Genomic DNA, 17,725 nt, shown 5'->3' on the forward strand with positions numbered 1-17,725 from the left:
GGCGTGTAAAAGGCGGGATGAACCCGGCCCATGGCGGCTAGGGCAGGCGCGGGGGTTATTTGTCGTGAGTATGCCGGATATCCGTATCATCCTGGTGCGGCCGCAACACCCTGGCAACATCGGGGCGTGCGCGCGCGCCATGAAAAACATGGGCCTGAAAAACCTCGTGCTGGTGGCCCCGCAGCGCTTCCCGGCCGAGGAGGCGGTGGCGCGCGCGGCCGGCGCCGACGATGTCCTGGCGGCGGCGGCCGTGGTCGCCGATGTGAGCGCCGCGGTCGCCGATTGCGTATTCGTGGCCGCCACCAGCGCCCGCGCGCGCACCATTGCCCTGCCGCCTCTCGATGCCCGGGAGGCGGCCGCCACCTTATGCGGGCACGCGCGCTCGGGTCCGGTGGGGCTTTTGTTCGGGGCCGAGCGCACCGGACTCACCAACGAGGAGGTGGACTATGCCCATGCCCTCGTGCAGATTCCCGTCGACCCGGGCTTTGCCTCGCTGAACCTGGCGGCGGCGGTGCAGATCCTCTGTTACGAGATCCGCTGTAGCGTCCAGGGGGCGGTGCCGATCCCCCAGCCCGACCATCGCCCGGCCCCGCAAGAGGCCTTCAACCGCTTTCTCGGGCACCTGGAGCAGGTCATCACCGACATCGGCTTCCTGAATGAGCGCCATCCCCGCAAGCTCATGCGCCGACTGACGCGACTGTTCCGGCGCGCCCACCCCGACGACAATGAACTCCAGATCCTGCGCGGCATCCTGAACGCCGTCCAGCACCCGTATCCCCCGCGCAAGGGCGCGTCTGGCCCGGATAATACTTGACAAAATTAGTAGGAAAAGGCCTAATGAGGCCATGGAGAAGACGCGAGCCGATCAGGCACAACCGATCGCCAAGGGGTATTTTGCCAGCATCTTCGCGCGCGATCCAGCGGCGCGATCGTGGTTTGACATCGCCACGCTGTACCCGGGCGTGCATGCCCTGGCCTTACACAGGGTCGCCCATGGTCTGTGGCGCCACGGGTGGCGCTGGACGGCGCAGGCGGTCGCGCGATTGTCGCGCTTCCTGACCGGGATCGAGATCCATCCCGGGGCGCGGATCGGGCGGCGGTTTTTCATAGACCACGGGTTGGGGGTGGTCATCGGGGAGACCGCCGAGGTGGGCGATGATTGCACCTTGTACCAGGGGGTCACGCTCGGCGGCACGAGTTGGCAGCGCGAGAAGCGCCATCCGACGCTCGGCAACAACGTCGTGGTCGGGGCCGGGGCCAAGGTCCTGGGACCGATCACGGTCGGCGACGGGGCGCGCATAGGATCGAACTCGGTAGTGGTGAAGGACGTTCCGGCGGGTGCCACGGTGGTGGGTATCCCGGGCCGCGTGGTGGTCAAGCGCGGGGCGCGCGAGCGGTCGCGGGCGGCACTGGCCCAGCGCATCGGCTTCGAGGCCTATGGTCAGGCCGCCCAGATGCCCGATCCGGTCGCGCAGGCCATCGATCGCGTCCTGGATCACCTGGAGGGCGTTGACCGGCGTATGGAGCAGCTATGCGAGGAGTTGCGCCAGGCCGGGGTGCCGCTGAGCGCGCCCAGCGAAGAGGCGGCGGAGCGTGGCGACGGCCGGGTGTCTGGGGATGATGGGACCGCGTCTCGACAGGATTCCGGGCGGACAATAGTTGACTAAATTGCTATGGTATGGCATTGTAGCCCCAGGAAATGATGCCCTGAGGGCCTTATGAAACTGACAACCAAGGGACGCTACGCGGTCACCGCCATGCTCGATCTGGCCGTGCATCAACATCACGACACGGTGGCGTTGGCGGATATCGCGGCCCGGCAGGGGATATCCCTTTCGTATCTCGAGCAGCTGTTTGCGAAGTTGCGGCGCAAGGGGCTGGTGGCGAGCGTGCGCGGTCCGGGGGGCGGCTACAGCCTGGCGTTGCCGGCGGCACGGATCTCGGTGGCGCAGATCGTGATGGCCATCAACGAGAATATCGATGCCACCCGCTGTGGCGGCGAGGAGAATTGCCATGGCGAGGAGCGATGCCTTACCCACCAGCTGTGGACGGAGCTCAGCCGGCGGATCTACGAGTTTTTAGACGGCATCACGCTCGCGACCTTGGTATCGGAACCCGAGGTGCAGGAGGTGGTGATGCGTCAGGCCAAGCGGCCCAAGGCCGGATTGCCGATAAACGGAAGCGGGAATGGGAGCAAGTATGAGAAAGCCGATCTATCTTGATTATTCGGCGACCACCCCGGTGGATCCGCGGGTGGCGGAGGTCATGTGTCGCTACCTCACCATGGAGGGCGACTTTGGGAACCCGGCGTCGCGCTCGCATGCCTTCGGTTGGGAGGCGGAGAAGGCCGTGGAGCGGGCGCGTGGCGAGGTCGCGGCCTTGATCCACGCAGACCCCAAGGAGATCGTCTGGACCTCCGGGGCCACGGAGTCGGATAACCTGGCCCTGAAAGGCGTGGCGCACTTCTACCAGAGCAAGGGCCGTCATATCGTTACGGTCAAGACCGAACACAAGGCGATCCTCGATACTGCGCGCCAGTTGGAGCGGGAGGGTTTCGAGGTCACGTACCTGGATCCCGAGCCCAATGGCCTGCTGGACCTGGCCAAGCTCGAGGCGGCGCTGCGCAAGGACACCATCCTCGTATCGGTGATGCATGTGAATAACGAGATCGGTGTGATCCAGGATCTCGGTGCCATCAGTCGTATCGTAAAGCCGCGCGGTATCCTCTTTCATAGCGATGCCGCGCAAAGTGCCGGCAAGATACCGATCGACGTCTCGGCATTGGGTGTCGACCTGATGTCGCTGAGCGCGCACAAGGTCTATGGGCCCAAGGGGATAGGGGCGCTTTATGTGCGGCGCAAGCCGCGGGTGCGTCTCGAGGCGCAGATGCATGGCGGAGGTCATGAGCGCGGGATGCGTTCGGGGACGCTCGCCACCCATCAGATCGTGGGCATGGGCGAGGCCTTCCGGCTCGCGCGCGAGGAGATGGAGGCCGAGGCGGCGCGCCTCAAGCGGTTGCGCGCGCGCCTGCTCGAGGGTCTCTCCGACATCGAGGAGGTGTATGTGAACGGTGACCTCGAGCACCGCATCCCCGGCAATCTCAACATCAGTTTCAATTTCGTCGAGGGCGAGTCGCTGATCATGGCTCTGAAGGAGCTCGCGGTTTCGTCGGGATCGGCGTGCACCTCGGCAAGCCTCGAGCCCTCTTATGTGTTGCGCGCGCTGGGACGCAACGACGAGCTCGCGCATAGCTCCATCCGGTTCACGATGGGGCGGTTTACGACTGAAGAGGACGTGGAGTATACGATACGGCTGTTGCACGACAAGATCGGTCGGCTACGCGAGCTCTCCCCCTTGTGGGAGATGTACAAAGACGGAGTCGACTTGAATTCTGTGCAGTGGGCCGCCCATTAGGTTTGGTTTGAGTACGGGAGATAGATTATGGCATACGGAAGCAAGGTATTGGATCACTATGAGAACCCACGCAACGTCGGTTCATTCGACAAGGCCGATCCTACGATAGGTACCGGCATGGTAGGCGCGCCGGCATGCGGGGACGTGATGAAACTCCAGATCCGCGTCAACGATCAGGGCGTGATCGAAGAGGCGCGCTTCAAGACCTATGGTTGCGGGAGCGCCATCGCCTCGAGTTCGCTGCTCACCGAATGGGTCAAGGGTAAGACCCTGGAAGAGGCGGGGCAGATCAAGAACACCGACATTGCCGAGGAATTGGCGTTGCCACCGGTCAAGATCCATTGTTCGGTACTGGCGGAGGACGCCATCAAGGCGGCGATCGCTGACTATCGCAAAAAGACCGGCAAAGACGAGAACGTCAACGCAGCCTAGGGGAGGGTGGGGCTATGGCGGTCACACTGACCGAAAATGCCGCGCAGCATGTACGGCGCTCGTTGGATAAGCGCGGGCACGGCGCGGGGCTGCGCCTGGGCGTACGCACCAGCGGCTGTTCGGGGATGGCTTATGTCTTGGAGTACGCCGATCAGGTAGCCCCCGAGGATAGCGTCTTCGAGAGCCACGGGGTCAAGGTGCTGGTGGATCCGAAGAGCCTTGTCTACCTCGATGGCACGGTCCTCGATTATACCCGCGAAGGCTTGAACGAGGGGTTCCGGTTCCAGAACCCTAATCAGAAGGAGACGTGCGGCTGTGGCGAGAGCTTCAGCGTCTAGTCTCACGGGGTCCGGTATGGTGCGTAATTATTTTGAGTTGTTCGGCCTGCCGGCGCAATTCGACATCGATCCCGGCGATCTTGCCGCCCGCCACCGGGAGCGTATCCGCATCTGGCATCCGGATCGCTATGCTCAGGCTACGAGCGAGGAACGCAGGCGCGCGGTGGCGATGAGTGCCGACCTGAACGATGGTATGAAGGTCCTGCGCGACCCGGTCGCGCGCGCCCGTCACTTGCTGGCGCTACGCGGGGTTTCGACGGATGAGGAGACCGATACGGTCATGGATGGGGACTTTCTGATGGAACAGATGGCCTGGCGCGAACGCCTGGAAGAAGGGGCGGGACGCGTAGGCGAGGTCACCGCGCTGGCCGACGAGGTAGCGGCGAGCCGTAAGGGCAAGGAAGCGCGGCTGGCCGCCGCCTTGAGGCGCGGGGATGCCGCCGCCCTGGATGAGGCGCGCGGACTCGTGCGCGAGTTGCAGTTCCTCGAGCGCTTCCTAAAGGAGCTTGATGACGCCGTAACCGAGGTCCCGTAGATGGCCTTGCTTCAGATCAGCGAGCCCGGGCAATCGCCGACCCCTCATTCGCGGAAGTTCGTCGCCGGGATCGATCTTGGCACCACGAACTCGCTCATCGCCACCGTGCGCGACGGCCAAGTGGTGGTTCTGCCTGATGCCGCAGGCGAGGTGCTGCTGCCCTCTGTGGTGCGATTCCATGAAGATGGTCGCGTGACCGTCGGACGCGAGGCGCAGGACGCCGAGACTACAGACCCTCTGAATACCATCGCGTCTGTCAAGCGGCTCATGGGCCGCGGGCGGGACGACATCCCCGAAAGTCCCTATCGGCTCGCGGCCGGCACGGAAGGGATGGTGCGCATCGAGACCGCGGCCGGCGCCAAGACGCCGGTGGAGGTGTCGGCGCATGTGCTTGCGACCCTCAAGGCGCGCCTGGAGGAGACCCTCGGTGGCGCGCTTTCGGGGGCGGTCATCACGGTGCCCGCCTATTTCGACGAGGCCCAGCGCCAGGCGACCAAGGACGCCGCGCGACTGGCCGGCATCGAGGTCCTGCGGCTTTTGAATGAACCCACGGCGGCGGCCGTGGCCTATGGCCTCGATCGCAATCCCGAGGGGCTCTATTGCATCTATGATCTCGGAGGCGGCACCTTCGACGTATCGCTCTTGCGGCTCTCGCAGGGGGTGTTCGAGGTCCTGGCCACCGGCGGAGATGCGGCCCTGGGGGGCGATGACATGGATGCCGCGGTGGTGGCGCTGTGGACGGCACGCGGTGCGCGGCCGGGCACGCCCACGGAGCGACGCCGGCTTTTGCGGCTGGCGCGTAGCGCCCGTGAGCGCCTGACCACCGAGACCAAGACTGTGATCGACGCCCAGCCGATCTACTCGGGGGAACTGACGCGTGCCGATCTTGATCAGGCCATCGATCCCTTGATCGAGCGTACGCTCGTCGCCTGTCGCCGGGTATTGAAGGACGCAGGCGTCAAGATCGCCGACGTCGGTGCCGTGGTGCTGGTGGGCGGTGCTACCCGTACCCCTCGGGTTCGCGAGCGGGTCGGCACACTGTTTCGCAAGACCCCCTTGCATGACATCGATCCCGACCGCGTGGTCGCAGTCGGGGCGGCGCGCCAGGCCGATCTTCTGGCCGGCAATGCCGGCGCTGCGGATATGCTACTGCTGGATGTGATCCCGCTGTCGCTGGGCATTGAGATCATGGGGGGGCTTAGCGAAAAGATCATCCCCCGGAACTCGCCAATCCCGGCGTCGCGCGCCCAGGAGTTCACGACCTACAAGGACGGGCAGGGCGCGCTTGCCATCCATGTCGTCCAGGGCGAACGCGATCTGGTGAGTGATTGCCGCTCGTTGGCGCGTTTCGAGTTGCGCGGCATCCCACCCATGGTGGCGGGCGCCGCGCGCATCCGCGTGACCTTTCAGGTGGATGCCGACGGCCTGTTGAGCGTCACGGCGCGCGAGACGATCTCGGGTGTCGAAAGCGCGGTGACCGTCAAGCCTTCGTTCGGGTTATCGGATGCCGAGATCGAGCGCATGCTGAAGGATTCCATCGCAAGCGCCGAGTCGGATGCCGTGGCGCGTGCCTTGCGCGAACAGCAGGTCGAGGCCGATCGCATGATGGAGGCCGTGGCCGCGGCGCTCGCTGCCGACCCCGATCTGCTGGCGGCCGGGGAACGGGAGCTCATCACCGGGCACATGGCGGCCCTGAAGGCGGCCCGCGATGGGGGGGATGCGCAGCGCATACGCGAGGCCATCACTGCGCTCGATCGCGCGAGCGCGGCCTTCGCCGCGCGCCGCATGGATGCCGGGCTCGAGCGGGCGATGAAGGGCCGCTCGGTCACGGAGTTTCGGTGATGCCGCGGATCCGGGTGTTGCCGCATGCCGAGATCTGTCCGCAGGGGGCTGATATCGAAGGCCCGGAAGGCATGAGTATCTGCGATGCCTTGCTGCGCGCCGGAATTCCCATCGAACATGCCTGCGAGAAGGCCTGCGCGTGCACGACCTGCCATGTGCTCGTGCGCGAGGGTTACGAGGCGCTTGGCCCGGCCTCCGATAAGGAGGAGGATCTGCTCGATAAGGCCTGGGGCCTCGAGCCGGATTCGCGTTTGAGCTGCCAGGCCAAAATCCCCAAGGAGACGGCGCTGGTCATCGAAATACCAAAATACACCATTAATATGGTGTCGGAAGGCCATTGACGGAGGAAGACGCATGGGCCTGAAGTGGAGCGATGCCGAAGAAATTGCCATCCTTTTGCGCGAGCGGCATCCCGAGATCGACCCGCGCTACGTTCGCTACACGGACCTGCATCGCTGGGTCCTCGACCTGGACGATTTCACAGACGAGGCCCAGCGCTCCGGGGAAAAGCTCCTCGAGGCGATCCAGATGGCATGGATCGAGGAGGCCGACTCCGATTAGCCCATAGGGGCCGTTTCGGCACGCGGCGGCATGAGGCCGCCTGTCTTGCCGCGGGGGCCTAGAACCCGCCATCATCCGCCTGAGGCGCCGCCAGCGCGTCGCCGGTCCACGGAAATTGCCGTGCCGCCGTCAAGGCGTTAGAATGCGCCGATTTCGGTATGGACCCCTTCACTCTAAGGAACAGGCATGGCCATTGAACGCACGCTCTCTATCGTGAAACCGGACGCCGTGGGCAAGAATGCCATCGGGGCCATCTATGATCGCTTCGAGAAGGCCGGTCTGCGCATCGTGGCCGCGCGGATGATGCATCTGACGCGGGCGCAGGCCGAGGGCTTCTATGCGGTGCATAAGGGCCGACCGTTCTTCAATGACCTGGTGGCCTTCATGAGCTCGGGTCCGGTCATGATCCAGGTGCTCGAGGGCGAGAATGCCGTCGCCAAGAACCGCGAGGTCATGGGTGCGACCAACCCCAAGGCGGCGGCCGCCGGGACCATACGTGCGGATTTCGCGGCGAGTATCGATGAGAACGCCGTGCATGGGTCCGACGGCCCGGACACGGCGCGTGCCGAGATCAGCTACTTCTTCGCCGACACCGATATCTGTCCGCGTACCCGCTAGGGAGGATGATCTGACCGCTGCCCAGCCCGTCAATCTGCTCGGCCTCGATCGCGCCGCACTCGAGGCGCACATCGTGGCGATGGGAGAGCGCGCGTTCCGCGCCCAGCAGATCCTTCCCTGGTTGCACCAACGCGGGGTCACCGATTTCGCGGCCATGAGCAATATCGGTAAGGCCTTGGCGGCGCGACTCGCCGCGTCCGCGGTGGTGACGATCCCGGAGATGGCGAGCGAGCATCTCTCCGAGGACGGTACGCGCAAGTGGGTCTTGCGCCTCGCCGACGGCAATGCCATCGAGACCGTATTCATCCCCGAGGCCGAGCGCAATACCTTGTGCATCTCCTCGCAAGTCGGTTGCGCGCTCGATTGCGCGTTCTGCGCGACCGCCCAGCAGGGGTTCAATCGCAATCTCACAGCCGCCGAGATCGTGGGCCAGGTCTGGTTTGCCGAGCACCGGCTGCGCAGTGAGCGCCACAGCCCCGAGCGCGTGATCTCGAATGTGGTGTTCATGGGCATGGGCGAGCCGCTCCTGAACCTGAAAGAGGTCGGTCCGGCGATCCGCATCCTGCTGGATGACCTGGGTTACGGGCTGTCGCGACGGCGCGTGACGGTGAGCACGGCCGGTGTCGTGCCAGCCCTCGACCGCCTCCAGGAGGTGGCGCCCGTGAGCCTCGCGGTGTCTTTGCACGCCCCGGATGATGCCTTGCGCGACAAGCTCGTGCCGCTCAACAAGAAGTACCGGATCGCGGAGCTGCTGGGCGCCTGCCGGCGCTATGTGGCCCACGATGCGCGCCGGCGCGTGACCTTCGAGTACGCGATGCTCGCGGGGGTCAACGACAGCAGTGCGCACGCCCGGGCATTGGCGTGTCTCCTGCGAACGGTGCCTGCCAAGGTCAATCTCATCCCTTTCAACCCGTTCCCCGGGACGTCCTTCGAGCGGTCGTCGGATGCGGTGATAGACCGCTTCCGCGACATCCTGCTGGCCGCGGGGCTCGTGGCCGTCACGCGCCGTACGCGCGGCGATAGCATACGCGCCGCCTGCGGGCAGCTCGCGGGCGTCGTGAAGGAACGGACCCGGCGGGTCGTGCCCATCCATGCGTCTTAGCGTCGTCGCGGCGATACTCGGGATGGCGGTCCTGGCGGGATGCGCGAGCGCCCCGCGGCTTTCGCCGCAAACCCACAAGCTCGTGCAGTTGCGGACCGCGCTTGGGGTCGGCTACATGCGTCAGGGGCAATTGGGGCTTGCGCGTAACGAGCTTGCGCATGCCTTGGCCCTGGACCCCACTGATGGCCCGGCCGATAACGCCATGGCGCTGGTCGAGGAGCGGCTGCGCGAGCCGGTCAAGGCGCAGCGCTACTTTCGTCGTGGGCTTGCACATCACCCAAGCGATGGTAGCCTGCAGAACAACTATGGGGCGTTTTTGTGTGGGACCGGCCATGTCGCCGAGGGCCTCAAGCACTTTCGGGCGGCGCTGCACTCGCCGCTGTATCCGACACCGCAGCTCGCCGACCTCAACATGGCCGTGTGTCTCCTGAAAGTCCCCAACGAGAAGGCGGCCATTCATTATTTCCATCGCGCCCAGGCCCTGGCCCCGGAGCTTGCCGCTCCCTATTACTATCTGGCGCGTATTCGCTATGAGCATCGGGAATATGCGCGCGCCAAGGGCGATCTTGCGCAATACCTGGCGCGCGCACGCAGTGCGCACGCCCTGTTCCTCGGGGTTCGTATCGGGCAGGCTTTGGGGGATACCAGGTTCATCCATTACTGCGCAACGCGCCTGCTCGAGGGCTATCGCCATAGCCGTGAGGCGCAAACGGTCGTGCAGTGGCAGCGTGAGGGCCGGCTCGGTGGACATTGAGGGCGCGGCGAACGGTGAGGCCCCGGTCAGTCCCGGGGCGAGATTGCGTGCGGCGCGCGAGCGCGCGGGGTGGTCGGTGGAGCAGGTCGCGCAACGCCTGCGGCTGTCGCCAAGCCAGATCGTGGCCCTTGAAAGCGGTCGGCGCGAGGACCTGCCACCGGCGGCCTACATCCGCGGCTATCTGCGCAATTATGCCCAGCTGCTCGGACTCGACCCGCAGGAATTCGCCAAGGCGCGCGCCTCGGACGAAGGAGGGCCGCCGCCATTGCCGGCGGGGCATGGGCCGGCGCCGGCCCCGCGCATGCGTCTCGGGCCCGTTCTTTACGGACTGTTTCTGGTGGCGGTCGTGGCCGGGGTCGTGGTCTGGCATGCACACAGGCACAAGCACGTTGTCGCGCCGGCACCCTCACCGGCGACGGCGCCCGTGACCGGCGTACTCCCGCCGCGGCTCACAAACCTCACCGCGATGCGCAACCGCAGCGGGGAGCTGCGTACCTTCCCCCTGGGCGCGCCTGCCGGCCACCGGCCGTCGCCGCCCGCGGCGGTATCCCGGACGCCGTATCCGCGCCCGCGGCCAACCCCTGCGCCGATTCCGCCTGCGATAGTGGCCCAGGCCGCCATCGCTCCTCATGGGCCGGCGTCGGTGACGGCGCCGACTGGGCGCTCGCCGGCGCCGGCCGCCATCGGTAAGGGGGCTGCCGCCCCGGCTCATCGGCAGGTGGCCCCCGAGCGGCCGTCGGTGTCCACGGGCGTCTCTCGGTCACCCATTGCTGTACCGAGCCCCGGAGGATTGGTAAGCTTGCCGCAGGGACATCACTATGTCGGGCTGCGGATCAGTGCCAGTGATGCCCCGGTACGGGTTTCGGTACGTGATGCACGCGGTGTGCGGCTGATGGCAGGCCGCATCGCGGTCGGTCACGCCGTCACCCTCATGGGGCGCGCCCCGTTCCGGTTGACCTTGAGCCGCAGCCGGGGAGTGGCGGTCACTGTCGGCGGCCACGCGATCGCCCTGCCAAGGGCGCACCGGGGACGGAATTTGCGGGTCACAGTCGACCCTTAAAACGGGATCAGAACCTTATGCACGAGACCACCGGGATTACCCGTCGCAAGAGCCGCATGATCCATGTGGGCCAAGTGGCGGTGGGGGGCGATGCCCCGATCAGCGTACAGAGCATGACCAACACCGAGACCTGCGACGTCGCGGCGACCGTGGCCCAGATCCAGCGCCTCGTGGCCGCCGGCGCCGACATAGTCCGCGTGTCGATACCGACCATGGAGGCGGCGCAGGCGTTTGCGGAGATTCGCAAGGCCGTGGACGTGGCGCTCGTGACGGATATCCATTTCGACTATCGCATCGCGCTCGAGGTGGCCAAGCTCGGCGCGGATTGCCTGCGTATCAATCCCGGCAATATCGGACGGGAGGATCGCGTGCGCCAGGTGGTCGAGGCGGCGCGCGATCGCGGCATCTGCATACGGATCGGGGTGAACGCGGGCTCCCTCGAGAAGGAGCTTCAAAAGAAATACGGCGAACCCAATGCCGACGCGCTCGTCGAGTCGGCGTTACGGCATATGGAGATCCTCGAGCGTCTGAACTTCCGGGACTACAAGGTGAGCCTCAAGGCCTCGAATATCGCGATGGGAGTGGCCGCCTACCGCAAGATGGCAACCTTGACCGAGCAGCCGTTGCATCTTGGCATCACCGAGGCCGGGGCCCTGCGTGGGGGGACGGTCAAATCGGCGATCGGCCTTGGCATGCTGCTCGCCGAGGGTATAGGCGACACGCTACGCGTCTCGTTGGCCGCCGATCCCGTCGAAGAGGTGAAGGTCGGCTTCGAGATATTGAAGAGCCTGGGGTTGCGCAAGAAGGGGGTGAATCTCATTGCCTGTCCGTCATGCTCGCGCCAGGAGTTCGACGTCATTGCGACCGTGAATGCCCTGGAGGCGCGCCTGGAGGATATCCAGGAGTCGATCGACGTGGCGGTCATAGGGTGCGTCGTGAACGGACCCGGGGAGGCCAAGGAGGTGCAGGTAGGGCTTGCCGGCGGGTCGCCCAACCTGCTCTACAAGGACGGCAAGCCACACAGCAAGGTCAGCAACGAGGAACTGGTCGATACCCTCGAGCGGGCGGTGCGCGAGGAGCTGAAACGGCGCGCGGCATCGGCGCCGGTGATCCCGATCAAGGCCTTGTCGTGAGGCGGCATTGACCGGTCAAATCGCCGGGGTACGCGGCGTTGCCCCGTTGTTGCCCACGGATGCGGTGCGCTGGAGGGCGGTCGAGGACGGCCTGCGTACGCTCATGGATGCCTATGGCTTTCGCGAGATCCGGCTACCGATTCTGGAGCGTACCGAGCTGTATGCGCGCGCCGTGGGTGAGGTTACAGACATCGTCGAGAAGGAGATGTACACCTTCACCGACCGCAGTGGCGACAGCCTGAGCCTGCGCCCGGAGGGCACCGCCGGTTGCGTGCGCGCCGGTATCGAAGGGGGGCTGTTCCATAATCAGGCGCAGCGCTTATGGTATCAGGGGCCGATGTTCCGTCACGAGCGGCCCCAGAAGGGGCGCTACCGGCAATTCCATCAGTGGGGTGTGGAGGCCTATGGCATGGCCGGCCCGGCCATAGAGGCCGAGGTCATCGCGCTCGGGGCACGGGTATTGGCGCAGCTCGGGGTGAAGGCGCGCCTGCTCGTGAATTCCCTGGGGACGCGCGAATGCCGGGAACGCTATCGTGAGGCCCTGGTGCATTATCTCGCGGCGCATCGTGATCGGCTCGATGACGACAGCCTAAGGCGCCTGGAGCGCAATCCGTTGCGGGTGCTAGACAGCAAGAACCCTGACATGGCGGCGCTGTTGGCCGAGGCGCCGACCATCGCCGATTACTGGAGCGCGGAGTCACGATCGCACTTCGTGGCCTTGCAGGACTATCTGACGGCATTGGGTGTGGCATTCGAGGTCGCGCCGCGACTGGTGCGCGGGCTCGACTACTATACGCACACGGTCTTCGAATGGACGCCGCACGAGACGTTGGCGCAGGCGACGGTGATCGCCGGCGGCCGCTACGACGGACTGGTGTCGGAGCTCGGCGGGGCCCCCACGTCGGCGGTCGGCTTTGCGATCGGCATGGAGCGCTTGGTGGCCCTCGTCACGCGCCTGCCGGCGCCGCCTGTGCTCGATGTGTTCATCATGACGAACGTGTCTTGCCAGCTGCGGGCCCTGGTGCTGGCCGAGGGTCTGCGTGATGCGGGCCTGACCGTAGAGACCCATCTTGCCGGGGCCAGCGCCAAGAGCCAGATGAAACGGGCCCGTGACTGCGGGGCGCGCGTGATCGTGGAGGCGCAAGACGAGGCGCGGGTGGCCATCGTCCAGGCGGGGGCCGCGAAGGGCGAGGGTATCGTGACGTGGGCCGAGGCCGTGGCACGGATTTCACAGATTGTGGGGGCGAAAGCAAAGATCGATGGCGAATGATTGGGCGCACGATGAGTTGGGAGATATCAAGGAATTTTGGCGTAAATATGGGCGCGTCATCGTTTATGGCGTAATCGCGGCGGCGCTTGCCGTGGGCGGGGTTTTCTATTACCGCCACTACGAAGCGCGGCAGCGGATCCTGGCCGGGGCGCTGTACGAGGAGGTCCTGAACGCGGCAAGCCAGATGCGCTTTGGTCTCGCCACGGCCGCCGGTCATAAGCTCGAGAGCAGTTACGCGTCGACGCCTTATGCCGGCCAGGCGGCCTTGCTGCTGGCGCGTCTTGCCTATGAAAAAAATGAGACCGCGGCGGCCATCGCCGCACTCAAGTTCGCGGCGCATAAGGCCCGCCAGTGGAGCGTACGCACGACCGCGCGCCTGCGCCTGGGCAGCCTGTTGTTGGCGCTCGGGCATCCGCACAAGGCATGGCGCTATGCCCATATCGCCAAGCCCTACGGGTTCAAGTCCATGGCGCTCGGACTGCAGGCCGAGATCCTGGCGCGCGAGGGGCACAAACGGCAGGCACTGGCGGCCTATGGTGAGGCCTTGAAGGGTGCGCCGAAGAAATCGGCCGTGACCGCCTTGTGGCGGCGCGAGCAGGCGCAATTGCGGGCAGCATCATGAAGCGCCTGCTTGCGATCCTCGCAGCGGCGGGGCTGCTTGGCGGCTGCGGGCTTTTTAGCAGCGCACGCAATGTGGCTCCGCCGGCCAAACTCAAACCCTTTCATGCGCGCCTCAAGGTGACGCGCGTCTGGTCGCACGATACCGGTAACGGTACCGGCGGCTATGATCTCGTCTTGCGTCCGGCGCAAGTCGGCGGCACGATCTTTGTGGCCAACGAAAACGGAGTGGTCGCCGCCTACAAGGCGCGTAACGGTCACATGCTCTGGCACCGGCACCTGAAGGCGCAGATCACGGCGGGCGCCGCGGCCGGGCAGGGGTTGGTGGTGGTGGCCACGCGACGCGGGCGGGTACTGGCCTTGAAGGCCGATACCGGGGCGAACGCGTGGACCGCGCAGGCCCCGAGTGAGGTCGTGGCGGCACCGGTGATCGCGCCCCATGGCGTCTATGTCGCCTCGCTTGACGGCCATGTCACGGCCTTCGGTCTCAGCCATGGCCGTCGGTTGTGGATGGCGGCGCACACGCATCCGGCGTTGACGCTCTTTCTGACGGCGCGCCCGACATACGCCGCCGGCATACTCTACGAGGGCTACGCCAACGGCGAGCTGGTGGCGCTACGGGCCAGAAACGGCGAGCGCGTGTGGACGAGCGCGGTGGCGCAGCCGCGCGGCGGCGATGCTGTGGAGCGACTCATCGATCTGGCGCACCCGATCTATGCGCAGAACATCGTGTATGCCGACGGTTACCACGGGGCGGTCGCGGCCTTGGCGGCGCACTCGGGACGCATCCTCTGGGGCCGGCCACTGTCGTCATACCGCAGCATGGCCTTAGGCGGCCAGGCGCTTTATGTGGTGACTGCGCATAGTCGTGTCATGGCGCTCGCCAATGCCAGCGGCGGGACCTTGTGGGCACAGAAGGCCTTTTTGAATCGCCGGCTTGGCAGTCCGGCCCTGGCGGGCCCGGCCGTAGTGGTAGGCGATCTCGCCGGATATACGCAGTGGCTGTCGCGGCGCACGGGTGAACTGGTGGCGCGTAAGCGCGTCGGCGAAGGGGCGATACGCGCAGCCCCGCTCGTGGCGTCGGTCGGCGGGCATAAGGGTGGCTCCTATGTCTTTGTGCTCACTACCACCGGACGACTGACAGCGCTTACGTTCCGACCCATCCGGCCATGAAGCCGGTAGTGGTTCTTGTCGGGCGGCCCAACGTCGGCAAGTCCACGCTTTTCAATGCGCTTACGCGCTCGCGCCAGGCGTTGGTCGCCGATCTGCCCGGTCTTACCCGTGATCGACAATACGGGGAGGGCCGGGTCGGCGGGCGCTCATATCTGGTAGTCGACACCGGTGGCATCGTGCGCGACCACGACCCGCTCGCGACCCTGGTGGCGTCTCAGACGCGACTGGCGCTGGCCGAGGCCGATGTCGTCGTCTGCGTGGTCGACGGTCGCGACGGCCCGAATCCCGACGATTTCCTGATCGCAGACCAGATTCGCACCCTCAATCGGCGCATCTGTCTGGCCGTGAACAAGACCGAGGGCGTGGAACCCGAGGTGGCGGTGGCGGAATTCCATGCCCTGGGTCTCGGCAGGCCCTACGCCATCGCCGCCACGCATAACCGCGGGCTCGATGAGCTCATGACCGCGGTATTGGCCGGGTTCCCGGCGCCGACCGCGGAGGCGCCGACCGGGGGCATGCGCATCGCCCTGGCCGGGCGCCCCAATGTCGGCAAGAGCACGCTCGCCAATGCCCTGTTGGGGGAGGAGCGGGTAGTGGTGTCGGATCGGCCGGGGACCACGCGCGACAGCATTTACATCCCATTTACGCGTGACGGCAAGGACTACATCCTCATCGACACCGCCGGGGTGCGCCGTCGCAGCCATATTACCGATCCGCTCGAGCGTCATAGCGTGGCCAAGACCCTGCAGGCGGTCGACGAGGCGCAGGTCGTGCTGCTCGTGTTCGATGCCCGCGAGGAGGTGAGCGAGCAAGACGTGACGCTCGCCGGCCATATCCTGGCCCAGGGTCGCTCGCTGGTGCTTGCAGTCAACAAGTGGGAGGGTCTCGATAGCGCGCGCCGCGACTGGATCCGCCGGGAACTGGCGCGCCGCTTGCCGTTTCTGTCGTTTGCGTCGCCGCATTTCATCTCGGCGCTCGAGGGATTGCACATCGGGCCGCTGTTTCCGGCCATGGAGCGCGCCTATCGCTCGGGCGGCCGCATTCTGCCGACTCCGGAGCTGAACCGCGTCCTGAGAGAGGCGATCGCCGCCACCGCCCCGCCCATGGTGCGCGGCCGACGCATCAAGCCTAAGTTCGCCCACCAGGGCGGCAAGTACCCTCCGCGCGTGATCGTGCATGGCAACCTCGTGGCGGAGACACCGGATGCCTGGCGGCGTTATCTCGCGCAGCGCATACGCGAGCACTTTCGCCTCGAGGGCACGCCCGTGGAGATCGAGTTTCGCGAGGGGGACAATCCGTTTGCCAATCGCCCGGGCAAGGCACCGAGTGCGCGTACCGAGGCCAAGAGGCGCCGCTTGAAGCGGTTTCGCAAGGCCCACTACGGCTGAATCGCCTTGACCTCGACGATGAGTTCGCCGGCCGCCAGGCGCACGTGCAGGGTGGTCCCCGGGGGACACGTGTGCGCCGCGCGCACCACCCGCCCGTGAGTATCCGTGACGATCGCATAACCGCGATTCAGCACCGCCGGCGGTCCGGTCAGGGTCAGGGCCCGGTCGAGTAGGGCCACGCGCTCGCCGCGGGTCTTCAAGGCCTCCCGCATGGCGCGCAGCAGCCGGTCTTTCAGAAGACCGTGGCGGACCATGAGGCGCTCCCACAGCCGATCCGGTGGGTGCCCCCGCAGCCGGTCATTGAGGCGCGTAAGCCGCGATTCACGGGCGCGCAGGGCAGCGCGGATCGCGGCGGCGAGCCGCCCGGGCAGGGGTACTGCGCGGAGGCGGTAGGCGTTGAGCCGCGCCGTAGGCGAGCGCCGCTCCAGGCGTTGACTGAGGGCCAGCAGTCGGGCGCGTGCGCGGGCCGGGTAGGCGGGCAGCGCCATGATCAGTCGGCGGGCGAGGGCGGCCACCGTCAGGCGTCTTTCCGGGAGGCCGCGCACGGGCTGGGCGATGAGCCGCCGTTTCAGATCATCGAACCGCTGCAGGCGTTCACGAAGCGTCCGTTCCAGGAGCCTCTGGAGCCGGTTGCGCGCCTCGGCGTGGCGGCGGCGCCACAATACCTGGTCGGGGCTCAGGAGTTCCGCGGCGGCGGTGGGCGTGGGGGCGCGCAGGTCCGCCACCCAGTCGGCGATGGTGGTGTCGGTCTCGTGCCCGATGCCGGCGACCACTGGCAGCTGGGAACGGAAGATGGCGCGCGCCACGATCTCCTCGTTGAAACACCAGAGATCCTCCAGCGAGCCGCCGCCCCGGGCGAGCAACAAGACATCGCATTCACGTCGCTCGTTGGCGAGATCGAGCATGCGCGCGATGGCCGTTCCCGCGTCCCGTCCCTGGACCGGCACCGGATAGAGCAGCACGGCGATCGCCGGGAAACGGCGCCGCAAGGTCGTTACGATGTCGTGCCAGACGGCGCCGTCGGGGGAGGTGATGACGCCGATACGGCGCACGCTCGCCGGGAGCGGCTTTTTGTGGCGCGCATCAAACAGCCCTTCGGCGGCGAGGGCGCGCTTTAGGGCCTCAAAGGCGCGACGCAGGGCCCCTTCGCCGGCATCCTCCATCTGTTCGACGATGAGCTGGAAGTCGCCGCGCCCCTCATAGAGGCTGACGCGCGCGCATACCAACACCTGTAGGCCGTCTGCGACCGCGCAGCACGCGCGCCGTGCGCCGCGAAACAACGCACAGCGCACCTGGGCGCGCGCATCCTTCAGCGTGAAATAGATGTGGCCCGAGGACGGTTGCGAGAGGTTGCCGATCTCGCCCTCGACCCATACGCGCCCCAATCGATCCTCGAGCAGGCCGCGGACCTCCTGGTTCAAACGCGACACTGTGTAGACGGGGAGGCCTTGTCGGTAGGATGGCGGGCTGTCGGATTCCATCGCCGC

Annotated in this window: 20 protein-coding genes; 19 read left to right on the forward strand and 1 reads right to left on the reverse strand. The window is 66.3% G+C overall.

What is annotated here, in order from left to right; translation table 11 throughout:
* Nucleotides 1-70: 70 nt before the first annotated feature.
* From C4900_RS05295 to der, 19 genes are all read left to right on the forward strand, one after another.
* Complete coding sequence (locus C4900_RS05295) at nt 71-814, forward strand: RNA methyltransferase (RefSeq protein ID WP_065971800.1); 744 nt, start codon at nt 71-73, stop codon at nt 812-814.
* A 31-nt stretch (nt 815-845) separates the two neighbouring features.
* On the forward strand, nt 846-1,667 hold the full coding sequence (gene cysE / locus C4900_RS05300; protein ID WP_065971801.1) for a serine O-acetyltransferase: 822 nt from the start codon (nt 846-848) through the stop codon (nt 1,665-1,667).
* Between the two features lie 51 nt (nt 1,668-1,718).
* Nucleotides 1,719-2,222: a Fe-S cluster assembly transcriptional regulator IscR gene (gene iscR, locus C4900_RS05305; protein WP_065971802.1), complete on the forward strand. Its 504-nt coding sequence runs from the start codon at nt 1,719-1,721 to the stop codon at nt 2,220-2,222.
* Nucleotides 2,200-3,414, forward strand: coding sequence for an IscS subfamily cysteine desulfurase (locus tag C4900_RS05310; protein WP_065971803.1), 1,215 nt, complete (start codon nt 2,200-2,202; stop codon nt 3,412-3,414). The genes iscR and C4900_RS05310 overlap by 23 nt, the downstream gene beginning before the upstream one ends.
* Nucleotides 3,415-3,441: 27 nt before the next feature.
* On the forward strand, nt 3,442-3,846 hold the full coding sequence (gene iscU / locus C4900_RS05315; protein ID WP_065971804.1) for a Fe-S cluster assembly scaffold IscU: 405 nt from the start codon (nt 3,442-3,444) through the stop codon (nt 3,844-3,846).
* A gap of 14 nt (nt 3,847-3,860) precedes the next feature.
* Nucleotides 3,861-4,184, forward strand: a complete 324-nt coding sequence (iscA, locus tag C4900_RS05320; RefSeq protein WP_065971805.1) for an iron-sulfur cluster assembly protein IscA — start codon at nt 3,861-3,863, stop codon at nt 4,182-4,184.
* A gap of 16 nt (nt 4,185-4,200) precedes the next feature.
* Nucleotides 4,201-4,719 (forward strand): Fe-S protein assembly co-chaperone HscB, encoded by a 519-nt coding sequence (gene hscB / locus C4900_RS05325; RefSeq protein ID WP_065971806.1) that lies wholly within the window; start codon nt 4,201-4,203, stop codon nt 4,717-4,719.
* Nucleotides 4,720-6,561, forward strand: a complete 1,842-nt coding sequence (hscA, locus tag C4900_RS05330; protein ID WP_065971807.1) for a Fe-S protein assembly chaperone HscA — start codon at nt 4,720-4,722, stop codon at nt 6,559-6,561.
* Complete coding sequence (gene fdx, locus C4900_RS05335) at nt 6,561-6,902, forward strand: ISC system 2Fe-2S type ferredoxin (protein WP_065971808.1); 342 nt, start codon at nt 6,561-6,563, stop codon at nt 6,900-6,902. Before hscA ends, fdx begins: the two co-directional genes overlap by 1 nt.
* Nucleotides 6,903-6,915: 13 nt before the next feature.
* A complete protein-coding gene (gene iscX / locus C4900_RS05340; protein WP_211306779.1) occupies nt 6,916-7,122 on the forward strand; it encodes a Fe-S cluster assembly protein IscX in 207 nt (68 codons plus the stop codon).
* Nucleotides 7,123-7,308: 186 nt separating this feature from the next.
* On the forward strand, nt 7,309-7,740 hold the full coding sequence (gene ndk, locus C4900_RS05345; RefSeq protein WP_065971810.1) for a nucleoside-diphosphate kinase: 432 nt from the start codon (nt 7,309-7,311) through the stop codon (nt 7,738-7,740).
* A gap of 10 nt (nt 7,741-7,750) precedes the next feature.
* The gene (gene rlmN, locus C4900_RS05350) at nt 7,751-8,842 is read left to right on the forward strand and encodes a dual-specificity RNA methyltransferase RlmN (RefSeq protein WP_065971835.1); all 1,092 of its coding nucleotides are present in this window, start codon (nt 7,751-7,753) and stop codon (nt 8,840-8,842) included.
* Nucleotides 8,832-9,596, forward strand: a complete 765-nt coding sequence (gene pilW / locus C4900_RS05355) for a type IV pilus biogenesis/stability protein PilW (RefSeq protein WP_065971811.1) — start codon at nt 8,832-8,834, stop codon at nt 9,594-9,596. Before rlmN ends, pilW begins: the two co-directional genes overlap by 11 nt.
* Nucleotides 9,586-10,656: a helix-turn-helix domain-containing protein gene (locus C4900_RS05360; RefSeq protein ID WP_170132417.1), complete on the forward strand. Its 1,071-nt coding sequence runs from the start codon at nt 9,586-9,588 to the stop codon at nt 10,654-10,656. Before pilW ends, C4900_RS05360 begins: the two co-directional genes overlap by 11 nt.
* A 17-nt stretch (nt 10,657-10,673) precedes the next feature.
* The gene (gene ispG, locus C4900_RS05365; RefSeq protein ID WP_065971813.1) at nt 10,674-11,789 is read left to right on the forward strand and encodes a flavodoxin-dependent (E)-4-hydroxy-3-methylbut-2-enyl-diphosphate synthase; all 1,116 of its coding nucleotides are present in this window, start codon (nt 10,674-10,676) and stop codon (nt 11,787-11,789) included.
* Nucleotides 11,790-11,796: 7 nt separating this feature from the next.
* Nucleotides 11,797-13,059, forward strand: coding sequence for a histidine--tRNA ligase (gene hisS / locus C4900_RS05370; RefSeq protein WP_065971814.1), 1,263 nt, complete (start codon nt 11,797-11,799; stop codon nt 13,057-13,059).
* A complete protein-coding gene (locus tag C4900_RS05375) occupies nt 13,049-13,681 on the forward strand; it encodes a tetratricopeptide repeat protein (RefSeq protein WP_065971815.1) in 633 nt (210 codons plus the stop codon). Before hisS ends, C4900_RS05375 begins: the two co-directional genes overlap by 11 nt.
* Nucleotides 13,678-14,850: an outer membrane protein assembly factor BamB gene (gene bamB, locus C4900_RS05380; protein WP_065971816.1), complete on the forward strand. Its 1,173-nt coding sequence runs from the start codon at nt 13,678-13,680 to the stop codon at nt 14,848-14,850. Before C4900_RS05375 ends, bamB begins: the two co-directional genes overlap by 4 nt.
* Entirely contained in the window at nt 14,847-16,238 is a 1,392-nt protein-coding gene (gene der, locus C4900_RS05385) for a ribosome biogenesis GTPase Der (protein ID WP_065971817.1), read from the forward strand. The genes bamB and der overlap by 4 nt, the downstream gene beginning before the upstream one ends.
* On the opposite strand, the gene xseA is transcribed toward der, so the two are convergent.
* Nucleotides 16,229-17,719 carry an exodeoxyribonuclease VII large subunit gene (xseA, locus tag C4900_RS05390; RefSeq protein WP_170132418.1) on the reverse strand — a complete coding sequence of 497 codons (1,491 nt, stop codon included), beginning with the start codon at nt 17,717-17,719 and terminating at the stop codon, nt 16,229-16,231. The two genes, der and xseA, sit on opposite strands and share 10 nt — an antisense overlap.
* Nucleotides 17,720-17,725 lie beyond the last annotated feature (6 nt).

The sequence above is a fragment of the Acidiferrobacter thiooxydans genome (assembly GCF_003333315.1).
GTDB classification, from domain to species: Bacteria; Pseudomonadota; Gammaproteobacteria; order Acidiferrobacterales; family Acidiferrobacteraceae; genus Acidiferrobacter; species Acidiferrobacter thiooxydans.